Annotated in this window: 23 protein-coding genes and 1 tRNA gene; 9 read left to right on the top strand and 15 right to left on the bottom strand. The window is 47.5% G+C overall.

Annotated features, from left to right (window positions below; genetic code table 11):
* The first annotated feature begins 24 nt into the window (after nt 1-24).
* Together VNQ80_RS18410 and xylA are read left to right on the top strand one after the other, a co-directional pair.
* Complete coding sequence (locus VNQ80_RS18410; RefSeq protein ID WP_325641422.1) at nt 25-1,521, top strand: xylulokinase; 1,497 nt, start codon at nt 25-27, stop codon at nt 1,519-1,521.
* A 28-nt stretch (nt 1,522-1,549) separates the two neighbouring features.
* Nucleotides 1,550-2,881, top strand: coding sequence for a xylose isomerase (gene xylA, locus VNQ80_RS18405; protein WP_325641420.1), 1,332 nt, complete (start codon nt 1,550-1,552; stop codon nt 2,879-2,881).
* A 66-nt stretch (nt 2,882-2,947) separates the two neighbouring features.
* On the opposite strand, the gene VNQ80_RS18400 is transcribed toward xylA, so the two are convergent.
* Nucleotides 2,948-4,165, bottom strand: a complete 1,218-nt coding sequence (locus VNQ80_RS18400) for an FAD-dependent oxidoreductase (RefSeq protein WP_325641418.1) — start codon at nt 4,163-4,165, stop codon at nt 2,948-2,950.
* Nucleotides 4,166-4,285: 120 nt separating this feature from the next.
* Here VNQ80_RS18400 and VNQ80_RS18395 point away from each other — a divergent pair, with 120 nt between their 5' ends.
* The gene (locus VNQ80_RS18395; RefSeq protein ID WP_325641416.1) at nt 4,286-4,885 is read left to right on the top strand and encodes a hypothetical protein; all 600 of its coding nucleotides are present in this window, start codon (nt 4,286-4,288) and stop codon (nt 4,883-4,885) included.
* Here VNQ80_RS18395 and VNQ80_RS18390 read toward each other — a convergent pair.
* From VNQ80_RS18390 to VNQ80_RS18365, 6 genes are all read right to left on the bottom strand, one after another.
* Nucleotides 4,846-5,616: a hypothetical protein gene (locus tag VNQ80_RS18390; protein WP_325641414.1), complete on the bottom strand. Its 771-nt coding sequence runs from the start codon at nt 5,614-5,616 to the stop codon at nt 4,846-4,848. The two genes, VNQ80_RS18395 and VNQ80_RS18390, sit on opposite strands and share 40 nt — an antisense overlap.
* 47 nt (nt 5,617-5,663) lie before the next feature.
* Nucleotides 5,664-6,686: a Holliday junction branch migration DNA helicase RuvB gene (ruvB, locus tag VNQ80_RS18385; RefSeq protein ID WP_325641412.1), complete on the bottom strand. Its 1,023-nt coding sequence runs from the start codon at nt 6,684-6,686 to the stop codon at nt 5,664-5,666.
* Between the two features lie 75 nt (nt 6,687-6,761).
* Nucleotides 6,762-7,490, bottom strand: a complete 729-nt coding sequence (locus tag VNQ80_RS18380) for a polyprenol monophosphomannose synthase (protein WP_325641410.1) — start codon at nt 7,488-7,490, stop codon at nt 6,762-6,764.
* 110 nt (nt 7,491-7,600) lie between these two features.
* A complete protein-coding gene (locus VNQ80_RS18375) occupies nt 7,601-9,211 on the bottom strand; it encodes a peptide MFS transporter (RefSeq protein WP_325641408.1) in 1,611 nt (536 codons plus the stop codon).
* Nucleotides 9,212-9,330: 119 nt separating this feature from the next.
* Entirely contained in the window at nt 9,331-10,278 is a 948-nt protein-coding gene (locus VNQ80_RS18370) for a hypothetical protein (protein WP_325641406.1), read from the bottom strand.
* 99 nt (nt 10,279-10,377) lie between these two features.
* The gene (locus VNQ80_RS18365; RefSeq protein WP_325641404.1) at nt 10,378-11,562 is read right to left on the bottom strand and encodes an acetyl-CoA C-acyltransferase; all 1,185 of its coding nucleotides are present in this window, start codon (nt 11,560-11,562) and stop codon (nt 10,378-10,380) included.
* Between the two features lie 135 nt (nt 11,563-11,697).
* On the opposite strand from VNQ80_RS18365, the gene VNQ80_RS18360 reads away from it, so the two are divergent.
* Genes VNQ80_RS18360 through VNQ80_RS18345 form a run of 4 tightly spaced genes read left to right on the top strand, consistent with a single transcriptional unit; the run spans nt 11,698 to nt 15,650 of the window.
* Nucleotides 11,698-12,618 (top strand): metal ABC transporter solute-binding protein, Zn/Mn family, encoded by a 921-nt coding sequence (locus VNQ80_RS18360; protein WP_325641402.1) that lies wholly within the window; start codon nt 11,698-11,700, stop codon nt 12,616-12,618.
* Nucleotides 12,619-12,625: 7 nt separating this feature from the next.
* Complete coding sequence (locus VNQ80_RS18355) at nt 12,626-13,414, top strand: metal ABC transporter ATP-binding protein (RefSeq protein WP_325641400.1); 789 nt, start codon at nt 12,626-12,628, stop codon at nt 13,412-13,414.
* Nucleotides 13,415-13,425: 11 nt separating this feature from the next.
* Nucleotides 13,426-14,715, top strand: coding sequence for an iron chelate uptake ABC transporter family permease subunit (locus VNQ80_RS18350; protein WP_325641398.1), 1,290 nt, complete (start codon nt 13,426-13,428; stop codon nt 14,713-14,715).
* 56 nt (nt 14,716-14,771) lie between these two features.
* Nucleotides 14,772-15,650, top strand: a complete 879-nt coding sequence (locus VNQ80_RS18345; RefSeq protein ID WP_325641396.1) for a metal ABC transporter permease — start codon at nt 14,772-14,774, stop codon at nt 15,648-15,650.
* 12 nt (nt 15,651-15,662) lie between these two features.
* Here VNQ80_RS18345 and VNQ80_RS18340 read toward each other — a convergent pair whose 3' ends face one another.
* On the bottom strand, nt 15,663-16,085 hold the full coding sequence (locus tag VNQ80_RS18340; RefSeq protein ID WP_325641394.1) for a VOC family protein: 423 nt from the start codon (nt 16,083-16,085) through the stop codon (nt 15,663-15,665).
* Between the two features lie 240 nt (nt 16,086-16,325).
* On the opposite strand from VNQ80_RS18340, the gene VNQ80_RS18335 reads away from it, so the two are divergent.
* Together VNQ80_RS18335 and VNQ80_RS18330 are read left to right on the top strand one after the other, a co-directional pair.
* Nucleotides 16,326-16,407 (top strand) — tRNA-Leu (locus VNQ80_RS18335).
* Nucleotides 16,408-16,930: 523 nt separating this feature from the next.
* The gene (locus tag VNQ80_RS18330; protein ID WP_325641392.1) at nt 16,931-17,260 is read left to right on the top strand and encodes a hypothetical protein; all 330 of its coding nucleotides are present in this window, start codon (nt 16,931-16,933) and stop codon (nt 17,258-17,260) included.
* On the opposite strand, the gene VNQ80_RS18325 is transcribed toward VNQ80_RS18330, so the two are convergent.
* The 7 genes from VNQ80_RS18325 to VNQ80_RS18295 form a co-directional block, all read right to left on the bottom strand.
* Nucleotides 17,243-17,767, bottom strand: a complete 525-nt coding sequence (locus VNQ80_RS18325) for a hypothetical protein (protein WP_325641390.1) — start codon at nt 17,765-17,767, stop codon at nt 17,243-17,245. The two genes, VNQ80_RS18330 and VNQ80_RS18325, sit on opposite strands and share 18 nt — an antisense overlap.
* A 19-nt stretch (nt 17,768-17,786) precedes the next feature.
* On the bottom strand, nt 17,787-18,047 hold the full coding sequence (locus VNQ80_RS18320; RefSeq protein ID WP_325641388.1) for a hypothetical protein: 261 nt from the start codon (nt 18,045-18,047) through the stop codon (nt 17,787-17,789).
* A gap of 110 nt (nt 18,048-18,157) precedes the next feature.
* Nucleotides 18,158-18,676 carry a hypothetical protein gene (locus VNQ80_RS18315; protein WP_325641386.1) on the bottom strand — a complete coding sequence of 173 codons (519 nt, stop codon included), beginning with the start codon at nt 18,674-18,676 and terminating at the stop codon, nt 18,158-18,160.
* 319 nt (nt 18,677-18,995) lie between these two features.
* Complete coding sequence (locus VNQ80_RS18310; RefSeq protein WP_325641384.1) at nt 18,996-19,898, bottom strand: hypothetical protein; 903 nt, start codon at nt 19,896-19,898, stop codon at nt 18,996-18,998.
* Nucleotides 19,899-19,914: 16 nt separating this feature from the next.
* Complete coding sequence (locus tag VNQ80_RS18305) at nt 19,915-20,217, bottom strand: hypothetical protein (protein WP_325641382.1); 303 nt, start codon at nt 20,215-20,217, stop codon at nt 19,915-19,917.
* Nucleotides 20,214-20,522 (bottom strand): helix-turn-helix domain-containing protein, encoded by a 309-nt coding sequence (locus tag VNQ80_RS18300; RefSeq protein ID WP_325641380.1) that lies wholly within the window; start codon nt 20,520-20,522, stop codon nt 20,214-20,216. The genes VNQ80_RS18305 and VNQ80_RS18300 overlap by 4 nt, the downstream gene beginning before the upstream one ends.
* An 84-nt stretch (nt 20,523-20,606) precedes the next feature.
* Complete coding sequence (locus VNQ80_RS18295; protein ID WP_325641378.1) at nt 20,607-21,611, bottom strand: hypothetical protein; 1,005 nt, start codon at nt 21,609-21,611, stop codon at nt 20,607-20,609.
* Nucleotides 21,612-21,648 lie beyond the last annotated feature (37 nt).

Genomic DNA, 21,648 nt, shown 5'->3' with positions numbered 1-21,648 from the left:
ATTTACTTATTTTAGCGCTCACTTATGTTATTACTAGGCGTCGATATTGGTACATCCTCCATCAAAGTCTCTGTGGTGGATGCCGACACACAGGCGTGCGTAGCCTCCGTCCGTTACCCGGAAGACCATGAAAACAACATTCTTTCGGTTGTACCGGGCTGGGCAGAGCAATCGCCGGATATGTGGTGGGAGCAGGTGGTTGCTGCTATCCAAAAGCTTACCGCAGACGCCACGTTCAAGGTACGTGACATCGGTGCCATTGGCATTGCTTACCAAATGCACGGCTTGGTTGTGACAGATAAGGAAGGTAATGTGCTCCGTAATTCGATTATCTGGTGCGATAGCCGTGCCGTAACAATCGGCGAGTCGGCATTTGCCAGTATTGGCGAGCCGTTTGCACTTGAGCACCTGCTCAACTCGCCCGGTAACTTTACGGCGTCGAAATGGGCGTGGGTGAAAGCCAACGAACCGGATGTTTATGCCAAAGCATATCACATCATGCTGCCCGGCGACTTCATCGCGATGAAGCTGACGGGGGTGGCAACAACGAGCATTTCAGCGCTTTCGGAAGGGATATTCTGGGATTTCAAAAACAATCAGATTTCCAGGGAGGTCCTTGCCCATTTCGGGTTTGATGAGGCCGTATTTCCAGAAATCCGTCCATTATTTGGCGAACACGGTACACTACGGAAGGACGTGGCTGTACAACTCGGCCTGACTCCAGGCATACCCGTTTCATATAAAGCAGGCGACCAACCCAACAATGCACTATCGCTAAACGTACTGGAGCCCGGCGAAGTGGCTGCGACGGCAGGTACATCCGGAGTTATTTATGCGGTAAGCGACCAGCTGGTTTATGATCACGCTTCGCGCGTCAATACGTTTGCCCATGTCAATTACAAACCCGAATCGCCACGCACTGGCGTGTTACTGTGCATCAACGGCACCGGTATATTGAATCGTTGGGTAAAGGACCATTTCGGGCATGGTCTCAACTATGCGCAAATGAATACCCTCGGAAAAGCGGTGGCACCAGGCAGCAATGGACTTAAAATCTTTCCTTTCGGAAACGGGGCAGAACGCTTTCTGCATAACAAAATCCTGGGCGCACGTTTTGTCGACCTCGACTTCAATGCCCATGGCCGCTCCCAGGTGTTCCGGGCATCGCAGGAAGGCATTGCTTACGCGTTTCGTTATGGGTTGGATATCCTGCGCGAAAATGGTATGCACCCGGCAGTCATCCGCGCGGGTCAGGCGAACATGTTCCTTAGTGCACTTTTTACCGAAATTTTCGTGGAAGTTACCGGCGTACCTGTGGAATTATATAACAGCGACGGAAGCGTTGGTGCCGCTTTGGGAGCAGGTATCGGTTCAGGCATTTTTGCTTCTCCCGCCGAGGCTTTCAGCAAGCAGGAGTTATTGAAGACCGTGGAGCCACAAGAAACCGGCAACTATGAAGCATTATACCAAGAATGGAAACAACTCCTCGATAATCAACTGGCCGGCGAAATGGGTCAATAAACAGTTAAACAATAAATGAGATAAAAATATGTCAAACGTACTAATCGGCGAAACCGAGTATTTTAAGGGTATCGGTAAAATTGCTTACGAAGGGCCCGAATCAGACAATCCACTGGCTTACCGCTGGTATGATGCGGGCAGGGAGATTGCAGGTAAAACCATGGAAGAACACCTGCGGTTTGCGGTTGCCTATTGGCATTCATTCAATGGTAACGGTAGCGATCCGTTCGGCGGACCGACACTATTCTTTCCTTGGGATAAAAATGGTGACGTCATCCAGCGTGCCAAAGACAAAATGGATGCCGCATTTGAGTTTTTCACAAAAATAGGCATGCCCTATTATTGTTTCCACGATGTGGACGTCGTAGATTATGGAGACAATGTGGCTGAAAATGAAAAGCGGCTTGAGGCGTTGGTAGAATATGCCAAGGAAAAGCAGACTGCCAGTGGCGTAAAGCTGCTGTGGGGCACTGCGAACCTGTTCTCGCACAAACGATACATGAACGGTGCAGCTACTAATCCGGATTTTGCTGTCGTGGCCCACGCGGGAGCCCAGATTAAGGCCGCACTGGATGCGACCATTGCATTAAGCGGGGAGAATTATGTGTTCTGGGGTGGCCGTGAGGGATACATGTCTTTGCTGAATACCGACATGAAGCGGGAACAGGAGCATCTTGCACAGATGTTGCACAGTGCCCGAGATTACGCACGCAAGCAGGGTTTCAAAGGCACGTTTTTCATTGAACCCAAGCCCTGTGAGCCAACCAAGCACCAATACGACTATGATGCCGCAACAGTAATCAGTTTTCTCCGGCAATACGACCTTTTGGACGATTTCAAACTCAACCTGGAGGTGAACCACGCCACATTGGCTGGGCATACCTTCCAGCATGAATTGCAGGTGGCGGCCGATGCAGGCTTGCTCGGTTCGATGGACGCCAACCGTGGCGACTACCAGAACGGATGGGACACCGACCAATTCCCGAATAACGTCAACGAACTGACTGAGTGCATGCTCATCATCCTAGAAGCCGGTGGCTTCGCCGGCGGTGGCATTAACTTCGATGCGAAGGTTCGACGTAACTCCACAGACCGGGCAGATCTCTTTTATGCACACATCGGCGGTGCGGATACGTTTGCCCGTGCACTCGTTGCTGCCGACAATATCCTGACTAAGTCTGACTACAAAAAACTTCGTGCGGAACGCTATGCGTCGTTCGATAGCGGTAAGGGGAAAGATTTCGAGGCGGGTAACCTCTCGCTGACCGATTTGCGTGACATTGCCGCCTCGTCTGGCGAGCCAGAAACGCTAAGCGGAAAGCAGGAGCTGTTTGAAAACATCGTCAATAGATTTATTTAGTTGACAGTTGACAGTTGATAGCTGACAGTTACCCATTGTCAATTATCAACTGTCAACTATCCATTTTTAAGAGTTGTCCAGTCTATTAAACCCAAACACCTTTGCCCGCTCATCCTTAATACCCAGCAGCCTATTTTTAATGAGCTGTGCAGCAATCATGCTGAATGTTATACCATTTCCCCCATATCCCAAGGCAAACAGCATCCGTTGCTTGCCTGCCCATGGGCCAATGAAGGGTAGTCCGTCTTGCGTGGAGCTAAACGTACCGCACCAGGCCATATCTACCACGAAGGGGATTTCGGGGTATAGCTGCTTGAATTTCCTTTCCAACCGCTTGATTTTCCAGCGCAACAACCGGTCCCGCCGCTCGGGATTCCTAAACGGCACGTCTTCGCCGCCAATCATCATGCGGTTGTCTGAGGTGGTGCGCATGTAGAAATATGGAATTGCTGTTTCCCAAATTAAACTTCGTTCCGGCCAAAGCTGCGAGGGGTCCACAGGTTGTGAAACCAGGGCATAAGTGGACACTAGGCGCATCACCTGTTTCGGCAGGAACCTACCGGCTTCGAAGCCCGCGGCGATGACCACATACTTGCATCGGATGGTTACACCATCACCTGTCAACAACTCGTATCCACCTTTTTTCTCCTGGTAGTTTATGATTTCTGTGTGCGAAAAGAGCGAAAGATCACTTTTCTTCAGGTGATGCTTCAATAGTCCCGTAGCAGCCAGGTAGCCATCCATCTGGGCCGCAGCTTTATTTTTAAGTGCAGCTGGCGCGACTATCCGATGCTCGGCGAATAAAGCATCTGCATCGAGAAACGATACGGGCAGGTTATGGTATTTGCGAGCCTCGTATTCTCGCTCAAGTAGCCGAAGGCCTTGTTTGTTGCTCGCTAGGAATACACTGGATACGCGCCTGAAGCTAGGGCGCACGGGCACGGACTCAAATACCTGTTCCACATCGGTGATTGCCTGTAGACTTGCTTGATATGCGCGTACCGCATTTTCTGTTCCAACCTTTCCTATCAGGTCTGACAGCGGTACATCGATCTCGTATTGCAGCTGGGCGGTACTGGCCCCTGTGCTGCCGGTAGCAATGGTCCGTTTATCGAATACGGCACAAGGGATACCCGCAGCACACAGTTCATGCGCCACTAAGGCACCGGTGATACCCGACCCGATAATCGCCACATCCACCACCAAATCGTCCTTCAGGGGATTATGGTAGTTAAACAGCTTATTTTTGATAAGCCAATAAGGGAGCCCGGAATGTAAATCCATTTTCGGTTATTTCACATTAAACACCGAAATTCGAAAATTGTTTCCTACTGCTCGGCAGCTTTCGGCAGTTGGCTTAAGCGTTAATGGTATTTTCGCTATTATTGTGGGGATTTGATGACCATGGATGAACAAACGCTTAAGGATCGATTAATCGCCAGTAAAGCCAACCAGATTAGAATACCCGATTTAAGCGCACTCGGGGAGGATGCTCGCGTTCCAATGGCCGAACTGCACGAATTTTGCTATGATGAGCAGAACCCGAAGCTGGCCTTCCGTGCTGCGTGGTTGTTGGAATATATCGCCACCCATCATCCGGAGCGGTTCATGAAGGTATCTGATGTTTTTATGGCCCGGCTGGCCAGCCAAAAGAATCCAAGCTGCCAGCGCCACTTCACGAACATCCTTAGGCATCTCACACATAAACGAGCTCCAACACCCTACCAAGGTCTGCTCCGATCAATTAACCGAGAGCAATTGGTAGAAACTGTTTTCAATTGGTTTATCGATCCCCATACACCCGTTGCCGTACAGGCCAATTGCATGGATGTTTTATTGCATATGAGTGGAGAATTTGAGTGGATACGGGACGAACTGAAACTACAAATCGAATTCCTCCTCCGTGATGGTTCGGCAGCTATACAGAGTCGGGGAAAGAAAACGCTGGAGAAGCTTTCGCGGGGTCAGAAACGGAGGTTAACGCCAAGTGAAAACAACCCGTAGATATCCCGATGTTCGTTACCGGCGTAATCGCCACTGTACCCGTCGAGCTCATCATCGAGCGAGAAATTGAGCTGTCCATTCACAACCAAGTTCCACACATAAGAATCCAATAAGTCCGGTTTCAGACTATGTAGGGGGATTTCAAATCCTAGATTGGTACTCACAATGTAACTGAAGCCATGGTTTCGACCTTGGTGTGCAGGCAGCACACTTTCGATGATTATGGGATCACCGGTGACGGGGTCTGTTCGCTCTACTTCGCCGACGACTCGCTGCTTATCCCATTGCAAACCATGCAATACGCCAATACCAGCGCCAACGTACACACTGTTCAACGTACGTTTGACAACCGACTCCCGGTACTCGATACGTCGTAAATGGTCATCCTGCAAAAATTTAATCGGCTGAAAACGAACGCCAAGAATAGCTGCATGATATAAATTTACGGCCTTTCTTACTATACCATCTGTTTCCATACTATCTTTCCCTCGCAACAGTCCTTCCTGCAGTTCCAGTCCGATGCTCACCCCGTGTGTAAGGAAATAATTCCCCCGAAGGTATACACTACCCCCGATTTGCCGCTTATCCAGATCGCCATACAATTGGTTCGCTCCCATACCAGCGGTCACTGAATACCGAAAATATGGGATAGGAGATTCATTACCAAATTGGGAATAACCAAGATTCGGAAAGGTGAAACATAAAATGGCAAACAGTGAGATCTTATTCATAATCCCCATTCTCTCCTCAATACTTGTACCATTTTTGATGAAAACGATTAAAAAAGTGTATTGCCCTTCGGGTAATTAGTTTTACCCAAATGTTTGTAAGCCAATTCTGTACACTCTCTACCTCTCGAAGTACGCATTAAATAGCCTTCTTGGATAAGAAAAGGTTCGTAAACCTCTTCGATGGTTCCTTCATCCTCCCCCACGGCTGTCGCAATGGTCTTGACCCCCACAGGCCCACCTTTGAATTTATCGATGATAGTCAGCAGAATACGATTATCCATTTCATCGAGGCCGTGTTCATCCACGTTGAGGGCATTGAGCGCGTATTGGGCAATCGGCGTATCAATTTTCCCATCACCCTTGATCTGAGCGAAATCGCGCGTACGCCGGAGCAAGGCATTCGCGATGCGGGGCGTTCCGCGGCTCCTGCGGGCAATTTCATAGGCTCCCTCATCGGTAATGGGCGTGCGCAGGATGCTTGCCGACCGGAGCACAATGGTAGTGAGCAATTTGGCGTCGTAGTATTCCAGTCGCGCATTTATGCCGAACCGCGCACGGAGCGGCGCGGTAAGGAGCCCTGACCGTGTAGTGGCGCCAACAAGCGTAAACGGATTCAGGGTAATCTGCACCGAGCGTGCATTGGGTCCGGTTTCGAGCATGATATCAATCCGAAAGTCCTCCATCGCGGAATAGAGGTATTCCTCCACCAACGGGCTCAGGCGGTGTATTTCATCGATAAACAACACGTCGCCTTCATCGAGGTTGGTGAGTAACCCCGCCAGGTCGCCCGGCTTATCTAGCACAGGCCCCGACGTTACCTTAATGCCCGACCCCATTTCGTTGGCGATGATATGTGATAGCGTGGTTTTGCCAAGTCCCGGGGGTCCGTGAAGCAATACATGGTCCAACGCTTCTCCCCGCAGCTGGGCTGCCTGCACGAAAATGCTTAGGTTTTCCAAAATCTTCTTCTGGCCTGTGAAATCTTCAAAAGCCTGCGGCCGCAACACTTTCTCCAATTCACGCTCTGCGTTGGACAGCTTATCGGCATTGGGATCCAAATATTCGTTCATTTTCTTTTAGACGTTAGACAACAGACACTAGACAACAGACACTAGCTATCAGAGATATCAACTATCCATTATCAACTACCGATTATACGTTCTAAACCAACTACTTACTTTCATCTGTATGACGCCAAAAAAAGCTTCCCGGAATATCCGAGTACTCATTTTGGAAACACCTTCTGTACGGTCCGTGAAAATGATGGGTATTTCAACCACCCTAAACCCATATTTGATGGTTGTGAACTTCATCTCAATCTGGAAGGCGTATCCGACGAACCGTATGCGATCCAACGGGATGGTTTCCAATACTTCGCGCTTGTAACACACAAAGCCAGCGGTGGCATCGCGTATGGAGATACCGGTAATCCAACGTACATAACCGGAAGCGAAATATGACATCAACACCCGGCTCATCGGCCAGTTAACCACATTGACTCCCTTAATATAACGGGAACCGATGGCCATATCTGCGCCTGACAGGCATGCATTGCGGAGCCGCAAAAGGTCCTCCGGATTATGTGAGAAATCGGCATCCATCTCAAAGATGTATTGATAGGAACGTGCGATGCACCACTTGAATCCGTGGATATAGGCTGTACCAAGGCCCGACTTCCCTTTTCTTTCCTCCAAAAATAATCGATTGGCAAATTCACCTTGTAATTGTTTTACAATTGCGCCGGTGCCATCGGGAGATCCATCATCAACAACCAATACATGAAAACTTTCCGGGAGTGTGTACACTTTACGGATAATCTTTTCAATGTTTTCCTTTTCATTGTACGTAGGGATGATGACGATGCTATCTGACACTACCGATCCAAATTTGTACGTAAAGGTAAGGATTATAAGTAAAAGTCGAACACAAAAATACGGTTACAGCGGTTCTTCGCTGTAACCGTATTCATTTGGTTTTGTCGTTATTAATGGATACCGTGCATCATCCGCCTCAACAATGGTGAGAACAGAATCAGCAGTAATCCAGCAATACCTGGGATAACGGCAAAAATCAAGAAAAACGTAGACATGGAGTAAGCTTCGCTGATGCGATCGATCAGACTGCCCGACATGCCCGCCAAAAAGTTTGCAACGGCGCTGCAAGCAAACCACACGCCGAAGATTAAACCGACGAATTTTTTGGGCGAAAGTTTACTCATATAAGAAAGCCCCACGGGCGATACACACAGCTCGCCCGAGGTATGGAAGAAGTAAGCTAAGATCAACCAGATCATGCTCACTTGCGCGGTAGCTGCACCTTGCGGGATATCTTTCGCTCCATAGCCCAGCACGGCAAAACCGACACCCAGTAGTATCAGTCCGATGGCAAACTTCACGGGGCCTGACGGGTTGATGACCTTTTCCCACATCTTGCTAAACAACGTGGCCAGCGTAATGATGAAAAACGAATTCAATATCTGGAACCATGAAGCCGCCACCTCGGTTTCGAGGGCGTAGAATTCCCGGTGGATCTTCCAGATACCCAAGCACCAGATGACAACAAAACTCGCTGCGGTAAACAGGATGGAAACCGGATATGACGAAAATATCTTCTTGGCAAGCGACCACAGTACCCACGAGACGATTAGCAGGGGAAATACAGTTAATATGGCATCCACCCATTTAAAAGTAAGTGCCGCATTACCCACCAACATCCGCTCGGTATAATCTAACGCAAAAATACTCATCGATCCACCTGCTTGCTCAAAAGCCATCCAAAAAAAGATACTCGACAAGGACAGGACAATGATAACAATAAGCCTGTCGCGAACAACGTGCTTTGACGGGGGTTCAATACCGTCTTCTTCCTCTTCTTCAGCCGTCTGAACGCCGTCCGGTACCGCCGTTCCGCGTTCGCGTGTCTCTTTTGGCGATTCGCCCAGTACGCCGAAAATTCGCTGGGCATAATAAAACTGGAGCATACCGAAAAACATGAAAATACCGGCTAAACCGAAGCCCCAGTGCCAACCTACTTTTTCGCCGATATATCCGCAGAGCAGCATACCCAAGAACGCACCGGCGTTGATGCCCATATAGAAAATGGTATACGCCGAATCTTTCTTTTTGCTGTTATCCGGGTAGAGCTGGCCGACAATGGATGAAATATTCGGCTTGAAAAGCCCATTACCCAATATCATCAACACCAACCCGATGTAGAAAAATGACGAGCCGGCACCTTCCAGCGCCATGGATGCGTGGCCTAGCGTCATAATCAATGCGCCGAGTACCACGGCCTTGCGGTAACCCGTTAACCGATCGGCTATGAATCCACCGATCAGGGGGGTTAGATAAACCAATCCGGTGTACCAACCGTATAACTTCATGGCATCTTCCCGCGTCCATTCCCAACCTCCGTTTGCCAGTTCTGACACCAAAAAAAGGGTGAGAAGGGCACGCATGCCGTAATAGCTAAACCGTTCCCACATTTCTGTAAAAAACAAGACAAATAGTCCAACTGGGTGGTCGAACACCGTCTTCGTGTCGACGCCATTCTTAACCAAGTGTTTCGTTAATTGTTCATCATGATTGTGCTGCATATCTTGATATTAGGTGTTAAAAATTGGGGTTATTCATGCGCCCATTTTGCAAATAAAACAAACTTTTTGCGATTTCACTGCCGTATCAGACAAATTTTATTTATCTACCAAATTGGTATTCATTGCATATCAAAACCACTTTTCGGATGATTTTGGGGCTTGGTGGGGTCATTAAATCGATTATCGTTCGAACTCGGCGGATTCATGAACGGCACTTCTGAAATGAGTACCAGCCGGCCATTTGCCAACTGCCAGGCGTCGTATGTCAAGTCCGGGCCATACTGCTCATATTGCCCTTGCTGTCGCTGATCCGCGGGCGCTAGGTGGTCAAATACGATACGGTTTTCTGTTGTGTCATAATCCAGGTACATGCTAGCATTCCGACTATAGCGATAAATGGCGCGCGCTGGCTTATTGCCTTCCGCATCATCAAAAATAGGCTGCCCCAGCTGCGCCCCGCTTTCCGTTAGCCGCAACACCTCAATTACCTTCTGTGTGACGTACGGGGTGTACCCTTTCCAGCCAAGCAGGACATATGCGCTATTGAGGGCAACAATCCGGTAATATTGCGCACCATACCAATGATCCGGCGTGGTCACTGCCTGCTCTGGCTCAGTGATTTCGTAGGTTTTATCGAGCAAGGGATACAGCTTGAGACTACCGTCGGACGTATGCAATTGGATGGCTCCATAATAAAGGTACGAACCATCGTTCAGCGGAATATGCCATGAAAATATCCGGAAACGGTCATCCGGTGCGTCCAAAATGGATACCATATCCAGCGAGTCAAAAGGAAAGGTATAAGAATGCGGCACTTTCAATGCAGACACCAATGTTTTGACGAACGTAAAGTTGGCTTCCAACCGCTCGGGCTCACTGGGCTCATTGTACATGGTATAGCCAAGTTTGGCAAGACTATCTTCGAGTGCCTGTATTTTCTGAAAGCCTTCCTCTTGGGCATATCCCTGCCCGCTGTGCAATAGGCAAGTAAAAAAGCCGAGTACTGCGATACCAGTTGCCCAAATCTTTCGCCAACATCGCTGGGCCATCGTAGCGGAATCTACCATACGGCAAACTTACCTAACCTAACTATCAAATACAAGCTGTTAAAAACAACAGCGAAGTTCCAAGCGGGTACCCTTGCCGTCGGAATATAATGGTAGCCATTAAGACGGAAGGATCCGTTCAATCACCAAAGCACTCGCGCCGCCTCCGCCGTTGCAGATACCGGCTACACCTATACGGCCATCATGTTGTTGCAATACGGAAAGCAAAGTAACAATGATGCGTGCACCGGAAGCCCCCAGTGGATGGCCCATGGATACGGCGCCGCCGTTGACGTTCACGAGATCCGCAGACAAGCCCAGTTCCTGGTTATTGGCAATGGCGACTACCGAAAAGGCTTCATTGATCTCATAGAAATCCACCTCGTGTGCGCCGATACCGGCATGCTGCAACGCACGGGGTATGGCTTTAGCCGGAGCAGTTGTAAACCATTCCGGGGCCTGCTGTGCATCGGCATACCCACATATACGGGCCAACGGCTGCAGGCCTAGCTCCTTCAGTCTGGTTTCGCCGACCAGTACCAGCGCTGCGGCTCCGTCGTTGAGCGTCGATGCGTTGGCTGCAGTTACCGTACCGTCTTTCTTGAATACGGGCCTCAATGTCGGTACCTTGTCGAACTTCACGGCATGGATTTCCTCATCTTCGTCGACCACGGTCACCTCCCCTTTCCGGCCGGCGATTTCAACCCCAACGATTTCAGATTTGAACCTGCCGGCTTGTTGGGCGGCCTGTGATCGTTTATAAGATTCAACCGCGTAAGCGTCTTGCGCCTCTCGGTCGATATGGCATGCCTCAGCACACAATTCGGCCGCCGACCCCATGTGGTAATCGTTGTATACGTCCCACAATCCATCTTTTACCAACCCGTCCGTTACTTGTCCATGTCCCAGCCGGTAGCCTGTCCGGGCTTTATCGAGATAATAAGGCACATTACTCATGCTCTCCATACCGCCGGCTACTACCATGTCTTTTGCCCCCACCGCGATGCTTTGGGCCGCCAACATAACGGCCTTGGTCCCAGAGGCACATACCTTGTTGATCGTGGTAGCCGGGATATCGGGAAGGCCCGCAAATTTTGCAGCTTGTGTAGCTGGTGCTTGACCTAAATTAGCCGATAACACATTGCCGAAGAAAACTTCCTCCACATAATCGGGAGCTATGTTGGCTCGATTCACTGCTTCCCTGATGGCAATGCCACCCAGTTGCGGGGCAGATAAGGTGGATAAGCTGCCCCCGAAGCTACCGATGGGGGTACGCACTGCTGAAACGATATAAACTTCTTGCATAACGTATAATTGACTATTAGACGAAGGTACGAAATTTGGGCCAAATATGGCGTAAGCGGCAGACTCGATGGAATAGTTAAAAATAACTTACAAAAAATGTTAGATTAATCTAAATTTTATATTTTTGTACTGGATATGGGAAAAATTGATAGTCTTCTGCTTGCCGCCTGTTGTTTGATTTGTTGCCTTTCGTGCCAACAGACAGCAATTGAGCGCAACGAACCGGGAAAGCCGTACATCCTTGCCACCACCGGAATGGTGGCCGATATGGTGCAGCACATCACCGGTGACTCAGCCATCGTTGAAGCATTGATGCGGCCGGGCGTCGACCCCCATCTTTACAAAGCCAGTCAAGGCGACTTAAGGAAAATACTGGATGCGGATTACTTGTTTTACAATGGCCTGCACCTGGAGGGAAAGCTGGCTTCCATCTTGGAGAAGCAAGCGCGGGTGAAACCGGTGGTTGCCGTGGGTGACGGCCTTAAAAGGCTTATCAAGATCAATGAAACCACATACGATCCACACATCTGGTTTGATGTGTCGCTTTGGAAAGCAGCCACCGCCAATGCAGCACGGCAGTTGGTCGCGTTGGACAGTGCCAACGCGGCTTACTACCAAGCGAATGCACATCGTTATATGGAAGCCCTCGATTCGTTGGACATCTGGGTTCAAGCTCGAATAAACACCATTCCACCGGCCAAACGGGTATTGATTACCGCCCACGATGCATTTAGCTATTTTGGAAGGGCCTATGGCGTAGAGGTGCGCGGATTACAAGGCATTTCAACCGTGTCTGAGTTTGGGCTGCGCGATGTCTCCAGTTTGGTAGATTATATCATGGCCCAAGGAATACCCGCCGTTTTTGTAGAAAGCTCGGTATCCGACCGATCACTGAAAGCCGTATTAACCGGCGTCCGTCAACGCGGGGGCACCGTACGCATCGGCGGCGATCTGTTTTCAGATGCGATGGGGGCCGAAGGCACGGTAGAAGGCACCTACATTGGCATGGTGAAACACAATGTGAATACCATTGTAGTGGCATTAACGGAGAAATAGAACGAAGATGATCATACACACACAAGAACCGATATTGGAAGTCCATGACCTCACGGTCACCTACGGGCGCAAACCTGTGCTTTGGGGTGTGGATTTCACCTTGCCCGCGGGCTGTATTGCCGGTATTGTCGGGCCGAACGGTGCCGGGAAATCCACGCTACTGAAAACCATTATGGGATTGATTACGCCGTCCAGCGGGTATGTGAAGTTATTTGACCGCCCATTGGATGATGTTCGATCACGTGTGAGCTATGTGCCTCAACGCGAATCGGTGGATTGGGATTTTCCCGTTTCGGTACTGGACGTGGTGTTGATGGGCCGCTACGGCAAGGTAGGGTTGCTGCGCAATACAGGGGCACATGACCGCGCCATCGCAAGCGAATGCTTGGATAAGGTAGGTATGTCTGCATACGAGAAAAGGCAGATTTCGCAGCTGTCGGGCGGGCAGCAGCAACGAGTTTTCCTTGCGCGTGCATTGGCACAAGAAGCCGACATCTATTTTATGGACGAACCCTTCGCTGGGGTGGATGCTGCGACCGAACAAGCCATCATCGAGCTGCTCCGCGAAATGGCATCCAAGGGAAAAACGATCGTTGTAGTGCACCACGACCTTCAGTCGGCGCGCAGCTATTTCGATTGGATCGTACTTCTTAATATGCACCTCGTCGCCGCCGGCCCCACGGACCAGGCATTTACGGACGAAACCGTCCAACAAGCGTATGGCGGCCGGCTCAATTTATTATCGCAAGTGGGCGACGTGATGGAGAAACGTGCATTCCCCGCCAGGGAGCGCTAAACAAGCAGGTCATGGAAAGTCTTTTTGATTTTTTGTCGCTTTCAGATCCCAATGTCCGCTTCGTGGTATTGGGCAACGTGTTGCTTGCGGCGAGTGCGGCGATGGTAGGCGCCTTTATCCTTTTGCAGAAAAAAGCACTCATCGGCGATGCTGTATCGCACGCCGTGCTACCGGGCATCTGCGCCGCATTTTTGTTTTCGGGGAGTAAAAACATTGGTTTCATGCTGGCCGGTGCTTTCATTACCGGTTGGTTGGCGTTGATCGCCATCGATTACATTGTAGCCAAATCGAAAATCAAAAAAGATGCGGCCATCGGATTGGTATTATCGGTGTTTTTCGGTACGGGCATGGTGATGATGACCTACATCCAGCAATCGGGCAATGCTGCCCAAAGCGGCCTCGACCATTTCCTCTTCGGCAAGGCCGCAACGCTTATCGGCTCCGATCTATTGATTTTCAGTGTCCTTGCAGTCGTCTTGCTCGTTGTCGTAGGGCTCTTTTTCAAAGCATTCGCACTGGTTGCTTTCGACCGGCCCTATGCCGAGGCGTTGGGTTATCCCGTGCGCAAGCTCGACCTGCTGCTCACCAGCCTCACCGTACTCGCCGTGGTAACGGGCATTACTGCGGTAGGCGTGGTATTGATGGCGGCCATGTTGATTACGCCCGCGGCGGCGGCGCGGTACTGGACGAACAACATTCGGCGGATGGTTTGGATTGCAGTTGCCTTCGGCGCGTTTGCCGGATTGGCCGGTGCATACATTTCTTACGCCGCACCAGCCATGCCTACCGGCCCGTGGATGGTTGTGGTCTCTTCCGCCATCGCTTTCCTTTCGTTTTTCTTTGCACCCACCAAAGGCATCGTACCGAAAATGTACACGCAATACAAAAACCAACGGATCATCGCCGAGGAGAATGCTTTGAAACGGTTCTATCACCTGGGCGAACGAAACAGCCATTTCCTTGGACTACGGGGGGTGGATGAATTGGTTAATGCTCAAGATGTGAACGCACCCATTGTCAAGGCCGCATTGCAACGGCTCGCCGCCAAGAAATTCATTGTGTCAAAAGACCATCAATGGGGGCTTACGGAAGCGGGGCGCCAGCAAGCGGCTCGTGTGGTACGGCTACACCGGCTGTGGGAATTATATTTAACGAAGTATATGAATATCGCGGCGGACCATGTACATGACGATGCGGAGACAATCGAACATATCATTACACCGGAGCTAGAGCGTGAGTTGGAACATCAATTGGGATACCCCGATAAAGACCCGCACAATGCAGAAATTCCGAAGATGTGATGATGGGTTGTCTAATATCTAGTATCTAATGTCTAGTATTTAATGTCTAAAATCAAATGATAGCATTTTGGATTATATTAACGGGATCGTTGGTGGCCGTTACCTGCGGGCTGCTGGGTTGCTTTTTGATTCTACGTAAGATGAGTATGGTGGGCGACGCCATCAGCCATGCGGTACTGCCCGGCATTGTGATCGCTTTCTTGCTCAGTGGGAGCCGCGAAACACTGCCCATGTTGTTGGGGGCAGGTGCAACCGGCTTGCTGGCCACCTTCCTTATCGAGTATTTCCATCGGCGTGCGGGTCTGCAAACCGATGCCGCCATCGGGGTCGTTTTCACCTTTCTTTTTGCCGTGGGCATCATCCTCATCAGCGCCTTTGCTGGCAAGGTCGATATCGACCAAGACTGTGTATTATATGGCGAAATCGCCTACGTGCCAATCGATCTGTGGGTAACTCAAGATGGTATCGTTATCGGCCCGCGCCCCGTCTATATCCTGTCGGGCGTACTGTTGTTGGTAGCCGCATTTATCCGGCTGGGTTATAAAGAACTTAAGCTGACATCGTTCGACCCGGCCTTTGCCTCGGCCCTGGGCATTTCCACGGCGTTGTGGCATTATTTATTGATGGCCGCGGTATCGATTACCACGGTCAGCTCTTTTGAGTCCGTGGGGGCCATACTGGTTATCGCGTTCCTCATCGGCCCACCCGCCACCGCCTACCTCCTCACCCACGACCTAAAGCGCATGCTGGCTATCACCGTCGTGCTGGGCATATTCATTGCATTCACCGGCTATTGGCTGGCATACTGGCTCAATGCGTCCATTGCCGGATGCATGGCCGTGATAACAGGTCTCTGTTTTGTAAGTGTTTTTGCTGCGCAGCGGATGAGCAGACCGAAAATCACCCCACCCGCCGCCACGGAGGCAGCAGGGTAGGTTATTGCCTTATTATTTTGTTCCAATGGGGAAATTGATCATCCAGCGTACGCCGAACTTATCTTCGAACGAGCCGAAATAGTCACCCCAGAACATTTCTTCCATGGGCATTTCCACTTTACCACCCGCCGAAAGCCCGTTAAACAATCGGTCGGCCTCTTCCCGGCTATCGGGTGTAATAGAGATGTAGTTGTTGTTGCCTACATTCAACACATGTCCAGCGGAGTCTAAGCAATCGGATGCCATCAGGTATTGCCCCTCTCCTACCGGGATAGAAACATGCATTGCGTAATCTTTCTCTTTTTCAGGCAAATTTTCCGATCCCGGTGTGTCGCTCATCCGCTGGATGAATAACTCGCCTCCAAAAACCGTTTGATAGAACTTGAATGCTTCCTCTGCGTTGCCTGCAAAATTCAAATAAGGATTGAGTACCATTGTGCTATTAATTAAGTGAGTAATCGTTTTTTGGTTTTCGCAGCTCTAATGCGACCACCAATACAAAGGTAGTATCCCGAGATGCAACCCCAAGAGGGAAGATACGCCAATATATAGGGGCGATTGTGACAAACTGCTATCGTTGCCAACGCGATGGTGGTATTTTTGAAAAACATTTTGCGGAATACGGATTAATAAATACATTTGCATCCCCGATTGGGGAATAGTACATTAACATATGCCCAGGTGGCGGAATTGGTAGACGCGCTGGTCTCAAACACCAGTGGGGCGACCCATGCCGGTTCGATCCCGGCCCTGGGTACAACCAAGAGTTGTATTTAGAAGCTAACATATTTTTAATGAATGTGTTAGCTTTTTTATTTTTGACTACTTTTAAAAAGTGTGTCAAAAAGTGTGACACTTTTTATCTAAAAATCGGCTAAACTATAATCCGTATATTTGCTGTGTCCTACTGAGTAGGATTAAACGCTAACAAGGCCCTGCTATATATGGCAGGGTTTTGTTTTTACCCTTACTTCCAATTTTGATAGCAACAATATCAAACCAATGTTTTTGATATCGTCAGTAATGTTTTGGGGATATTATTAGGGTATCGATAGTACTATGGCTCTGTAGGACGTGGCTTAACCCCATTGCATCCGTTTGTTTCCGATTTGAAACGAGTTGTTTCGCATCATTGTTCGGCCTATAGTTGTTCCCGATTCTGTATCTTTGCGTAAGAAGTTTTCGGGAATCGTCACCTACCCCATCGCCCATGGACGATTTTCAAAATGGGAAACATGGGGGCGGTTATTGGTGGGTGGGCCGTTATAGACACTTTTGTCATGCAAATAGACGTATATACCCTTTCTGATATTTTAGTGGCTCACAGACGGGCTATGGCTGCCTACAGAAAAGAACACTTACCGCTTGGCAGGAATGCCATTGAGGTGATGTTATATGCCTACCGCAAGTATAGCATCACAACTACCGAAGTAAGCCGGAATTTATTGCGTACCAACATTACCCAAACCAAATGCACAATCAAAATCCTCGTTTCCAAGGGTGTATTATGGTCTCATAGACATGGCGTTAAGGGGAATCCAGCACGTTTCTATTTAACCGAATACGGCAAACGGTCTGTTGCAGCGTATTTGTCATTCCTTACCGGCTAAATTTTGGGCAATACTGAATAAAACACCAAAAATCATCACGAATATGACTGCGGATAGAACAATGTCTCCCCAGATATTTTTTTCCTCATAAAACATATTCAGAATGTTATTCTGAGGATTACTTTTCAAATATCTTATTTTCATTCTTTTACCATTCAAGTATGATCGTGGGTTTTCATAAAAAGAGTAATAGAAATCCTCGTCATTTTCAATCTGTTCGGCAAAATACTCTTCAAGCAAATAATATACTTGTTCTGCACTTATCACATTTTTACTCTCAATCGTAGGCCCTTTATTTCCAACGCCGAAAGAATAAGCTATGCCCAACGCTTCGTTGGTCACTACTTTATTGCGCCCTTCATACTCCAATTCTATAAATTCACAATTGGTTATTACACAGGTTGTAATCTCACCGCAATATTGCAAGGCCCTATAACTATAGAATATCCATACCGTCAGACCAATCGAAATCGACACGGATAGTGTGTTTAGAATAATTAACTTCATTCGTAAATAAATTAACTGGTTATTTGCGACCGACAAGCTCAAATAAAAAGCCGACATATATTGATATCACGGCAATCTTACCGAAAAGTCCCCATGAGAACCCATTGCCGATGAAAAGGTTAATCAAACAAACAATCAGAGCGATTATTGCGCCGATTGTCGTGGTACCCCATACCGCATTTTGGCCCTTGAAGAAATAAAGTGCAAGAACGACTACACCGATTACTGATAGTAAAGTCCACATATATAGTTTAAGCCTGTTTAGTTTATAATAAGCCATGTACATAATATCCTTTTTAGCAAACTGCCTGTACGGATACAGTGCTTTTAGCTTGATAATAGCATCCTGTTGTCACTTGTTTCCGTAGTTTCAAACGAATATAATTCCCTTCATGCCGATTTTCCGACAAGAAACACGACATAGAGCAATAGGAGTCCTCCCGTTATAGCTACAAAGCTCCATATCCGCTTTGCTTTCGTTTGTTGATTGTTTGATTTCAACAAACCAAATACTATCCAGAACAGAGGTGTGGATGATATAATAATGGCGATATAATTCCATGATGTATATCCTTTCCATTTCATGAACCTGTATCCCAAAAAGGCGGCTATTACGATGAAATTGGCTAATATCGGCGTTCCCAGATTACCAGTAGAGATACCGTATTCCATAAAATAAACAAGGTAAATTAAGCCGAATGCAACGGCCACCCAGCTCCATATTTTAGATTTTTTGGTAGGCAACTTGGACGGTAAAAATCCGGCAATAATCCAGAACGATGGGATTATCGCTGATAATGCAAACAAGCGCCTCCAATCAGTATATCCTTTCCATTTGAGAAGCATATAGCCAAGTAAACAAATGAAGGCCAAAATGGCCAAGGGGATTAAAGGGGCTATTTCTCTCATAGCATACAAATCGGTTGTGCCTTAGCCCCTCTTCGGCGGGTTACAAAAAAACAGCGTGGGGCCTCATCGGTTACCACGCTCACCACAAGCGCACATACGTAATGAGGACACCCACGCATGGCGTGAACGCAACTCATACTCGTATGTGTCGGTGTTTGAAGTGGTGATTCGGTAACCGAACGAGTTCGCTATTGTTGTCGAGGTAAAAGTATACAATATTTTGATTGCGGCAAAGGGTCATTTAGTGGCACCCACAATTAGGAGAACAATGCATACTGCAATGTTTTTACCCTTAGTTAATAGGTAAAAACATTGCACTTTACACATATCCATCAAGCATTTCCCGAACTTCGTTTTCGATGGCTGCTTTAAGGGTTTGTTTGATATGTAGTTTGCCGTATGCCCCGATGAATTTTTCAAACGCCTTCTTTTGTTTGCATCGCTTATCTGCCTTCATGGCTTCCCAAACTTTGGGATTCCGCCACTGGGCTAATTTGGCTCTTTGAGCAACTGTTAGGCCATTATCAAAGTCATCGTTGAAAATGCATAGGTCTAATGTGCTTAAAAGCTTCTTGCCGCATTGAAGCCAAATATGCGGGAGCAACAAGTCGGATAGGACAGGGTGCTTCCCAAATATGGGTTCCACGGGCTGTATTTTTTTGGCTTTAAATTCAAAACGCAATATTGAGCCGAAAAGTCCGTTCTGCAATGCTTTATCATAGATTTTTATAACGCAATACTTGCCAAAAACAAATTTCTCTCCCCTACCCAATCCTTTCGTTTCCATTTCTTTAGAGCGCTTCCCTTTGTAGGAGATGATGTAGTCTAATATTTTACTCGTTTCAATACCTAAATCAGGCAGATTTACGCCGAATTCTATTTGATGTAAATAACAATTGTCAAGCCCAAGTGCGAAGTTATCCGTAAGCCAATCGAATACATCGATTAACTTATCTGGGGTAAACCTGTCATGGTTCATCGCTTTACCGACGCGGTTGACAACACCGTTGAGTTCATTGTACAGCTTGTGTGGGCTGAATGACATTTTAATCCCGCCATTCGCAGACAGGGCGAATTCGATTCCTTTGTATTCGCCTGTTTTTTTACCAAAGTCCAAAACTTCGCCTTCTTGAGAAATTTTAATTGCAAGAGGTATCCCATACTGTACGAAAAAATCCTCGACCATTCGCTTGGTTTCCGGCGAATCGATCGTTAAACGCATCCAATCGAACACAGCGTTAGTGGTTGTGTGGTTGATGATCCAGTTCGCTTAGCAATCTATTAGCCGCATCTTTTACACGTTGGCGGCTATGCCCTTGTGTAAGCTTATACAATGCAGCGTAGACCTCGTTGGTGCCATTTTGATACTTGCATCTTATTTCGGCCACTGTAAGCCCATAATGAGTTTCTATGATGCGCAAACATAACCGTGCGGCGAGCATCTTAACAGCTTTTAGGTTTTCACCTGTAGGCATTTGTACGGGTGGCCTGTTTTGGCTATATTTGTTCTGGTCAATAAAAGATGGGGAGGCGAGTTTCATTTTTTACCTCCCTTTCTTTTTTCTAATGCTTCCAAAACCTTTTGATAATCGTACCTAATTGCGCTGCCTACCTGTAGAAATGGAATCACTCCTTTCTGGCGATATCGGATTACGGTTGGCTCGCTCAGATCAAGACGAGTAAGCAGTGTTTTTGTGTCGATGATTTCCGGTTGCGCGTCGTGGCCTATCTGTGTTGTAGCAGCACCTTGTAATGCCTCCTTTACACATTCCATGACTACCGACTTCAATTGGCTCTCCGTGGCTAAATACAGTTGGAGATTTTCGCGGGTGTTTGTATGTTTCATTTTACCTTCGTTTACTAACTTTCAGCGAAGGTATAGTCCGAGTGGTTCCGCAAATTCCGCAAATTCTGCGCACGGAAAAAACAATTAGTCAGGTTTAGCTTTAATCTCTGATTTTAAGAGATTTATTCTTTCATCCATGTCAGAGTATTCATCGTCCGCCTTCGTGCTTTTTTTAGGTTTCTTCATAAATGACTCACCAAGATGCGAGAACTTATTTCCTAAAGCTACATGAATCACCCTTTCGGGAATATTCGGCGTAATTATACCTTGGCGTTCTAACGCCTGCACATATATCCGTGCTGCATTTTTTGCTCCAATCCATTTACCATCGATATTTATAAGCTCCGGAGTGACTTCACACAAAATATTCATGAACTTATCGATATGATCCCTATAAGGCTTTTCAAATAAGTCTTCAAAGGACTTTTGTTTCTGTCGGCTGTTTGTGCGCTTTTTTTGGGATTGTTGGATTTTAGACAAATCGTTCCTTTTTATATCTTTCTTCCTAGTTTTTGAAAATCCCAATAGTGCTCTCAGCTTTCGTTTCACTTGTTCTTTGTGATGTTCTGTAGGAACCAATCGAGGCAATTTTAATAGCTCAACTGAATTAATAGCGTACTTTGCTGACATTATGATTTTTTCAACCTCTTGAACAGTAGTTGCCATCGACACAACATGAGCATGGTCTAAGAACAGATAATCTATATAGCTACTCATTATCATAGACGAACACAACTCTAATTGATCTTCCAAGGCAAAATATTGTTCTTCAGATATTAACAGATTTACTATAATTTGATCGATAAAATCATTATTAAGCAAATCGAAATTATCTTCCAAAATTTTTTTGGCCTCTCTGGTATATTCCTCGTCAGAGCCTGGCTTCTTAAAAAAGCCATCAAGTCTTGTATTATAAACAACTTTAACAGTTTCAAAAAACCTCTCTAAATCATCATTCACAATTTTAACAACATCGTTAAAATTCTCGGGTATTGATAAACTTCGCCTTATTTCATCCAATGCAATCTCGGGAAGGCTATTAGTTGTGATATAACGGTAAACCTTGTATTTGTTTAAGCTATTGTCCATCTAAGCAAAAGTCAAAGAATTACTATATATATTGCAC

It is taken from the genome of Parapedobacter sp., assembly GCF_035556095.1.
In the GTDB taxonomy this organism is placed as follows: domain Bacteria; phylum Bacteroidota; class Bacteroidia; order Sphingobacteriales; family Sphingobacteriaceae; genus Parapedobacter.
This window is presented reverse-complemented; position numbering and strand designations above follow the sequence as displayed.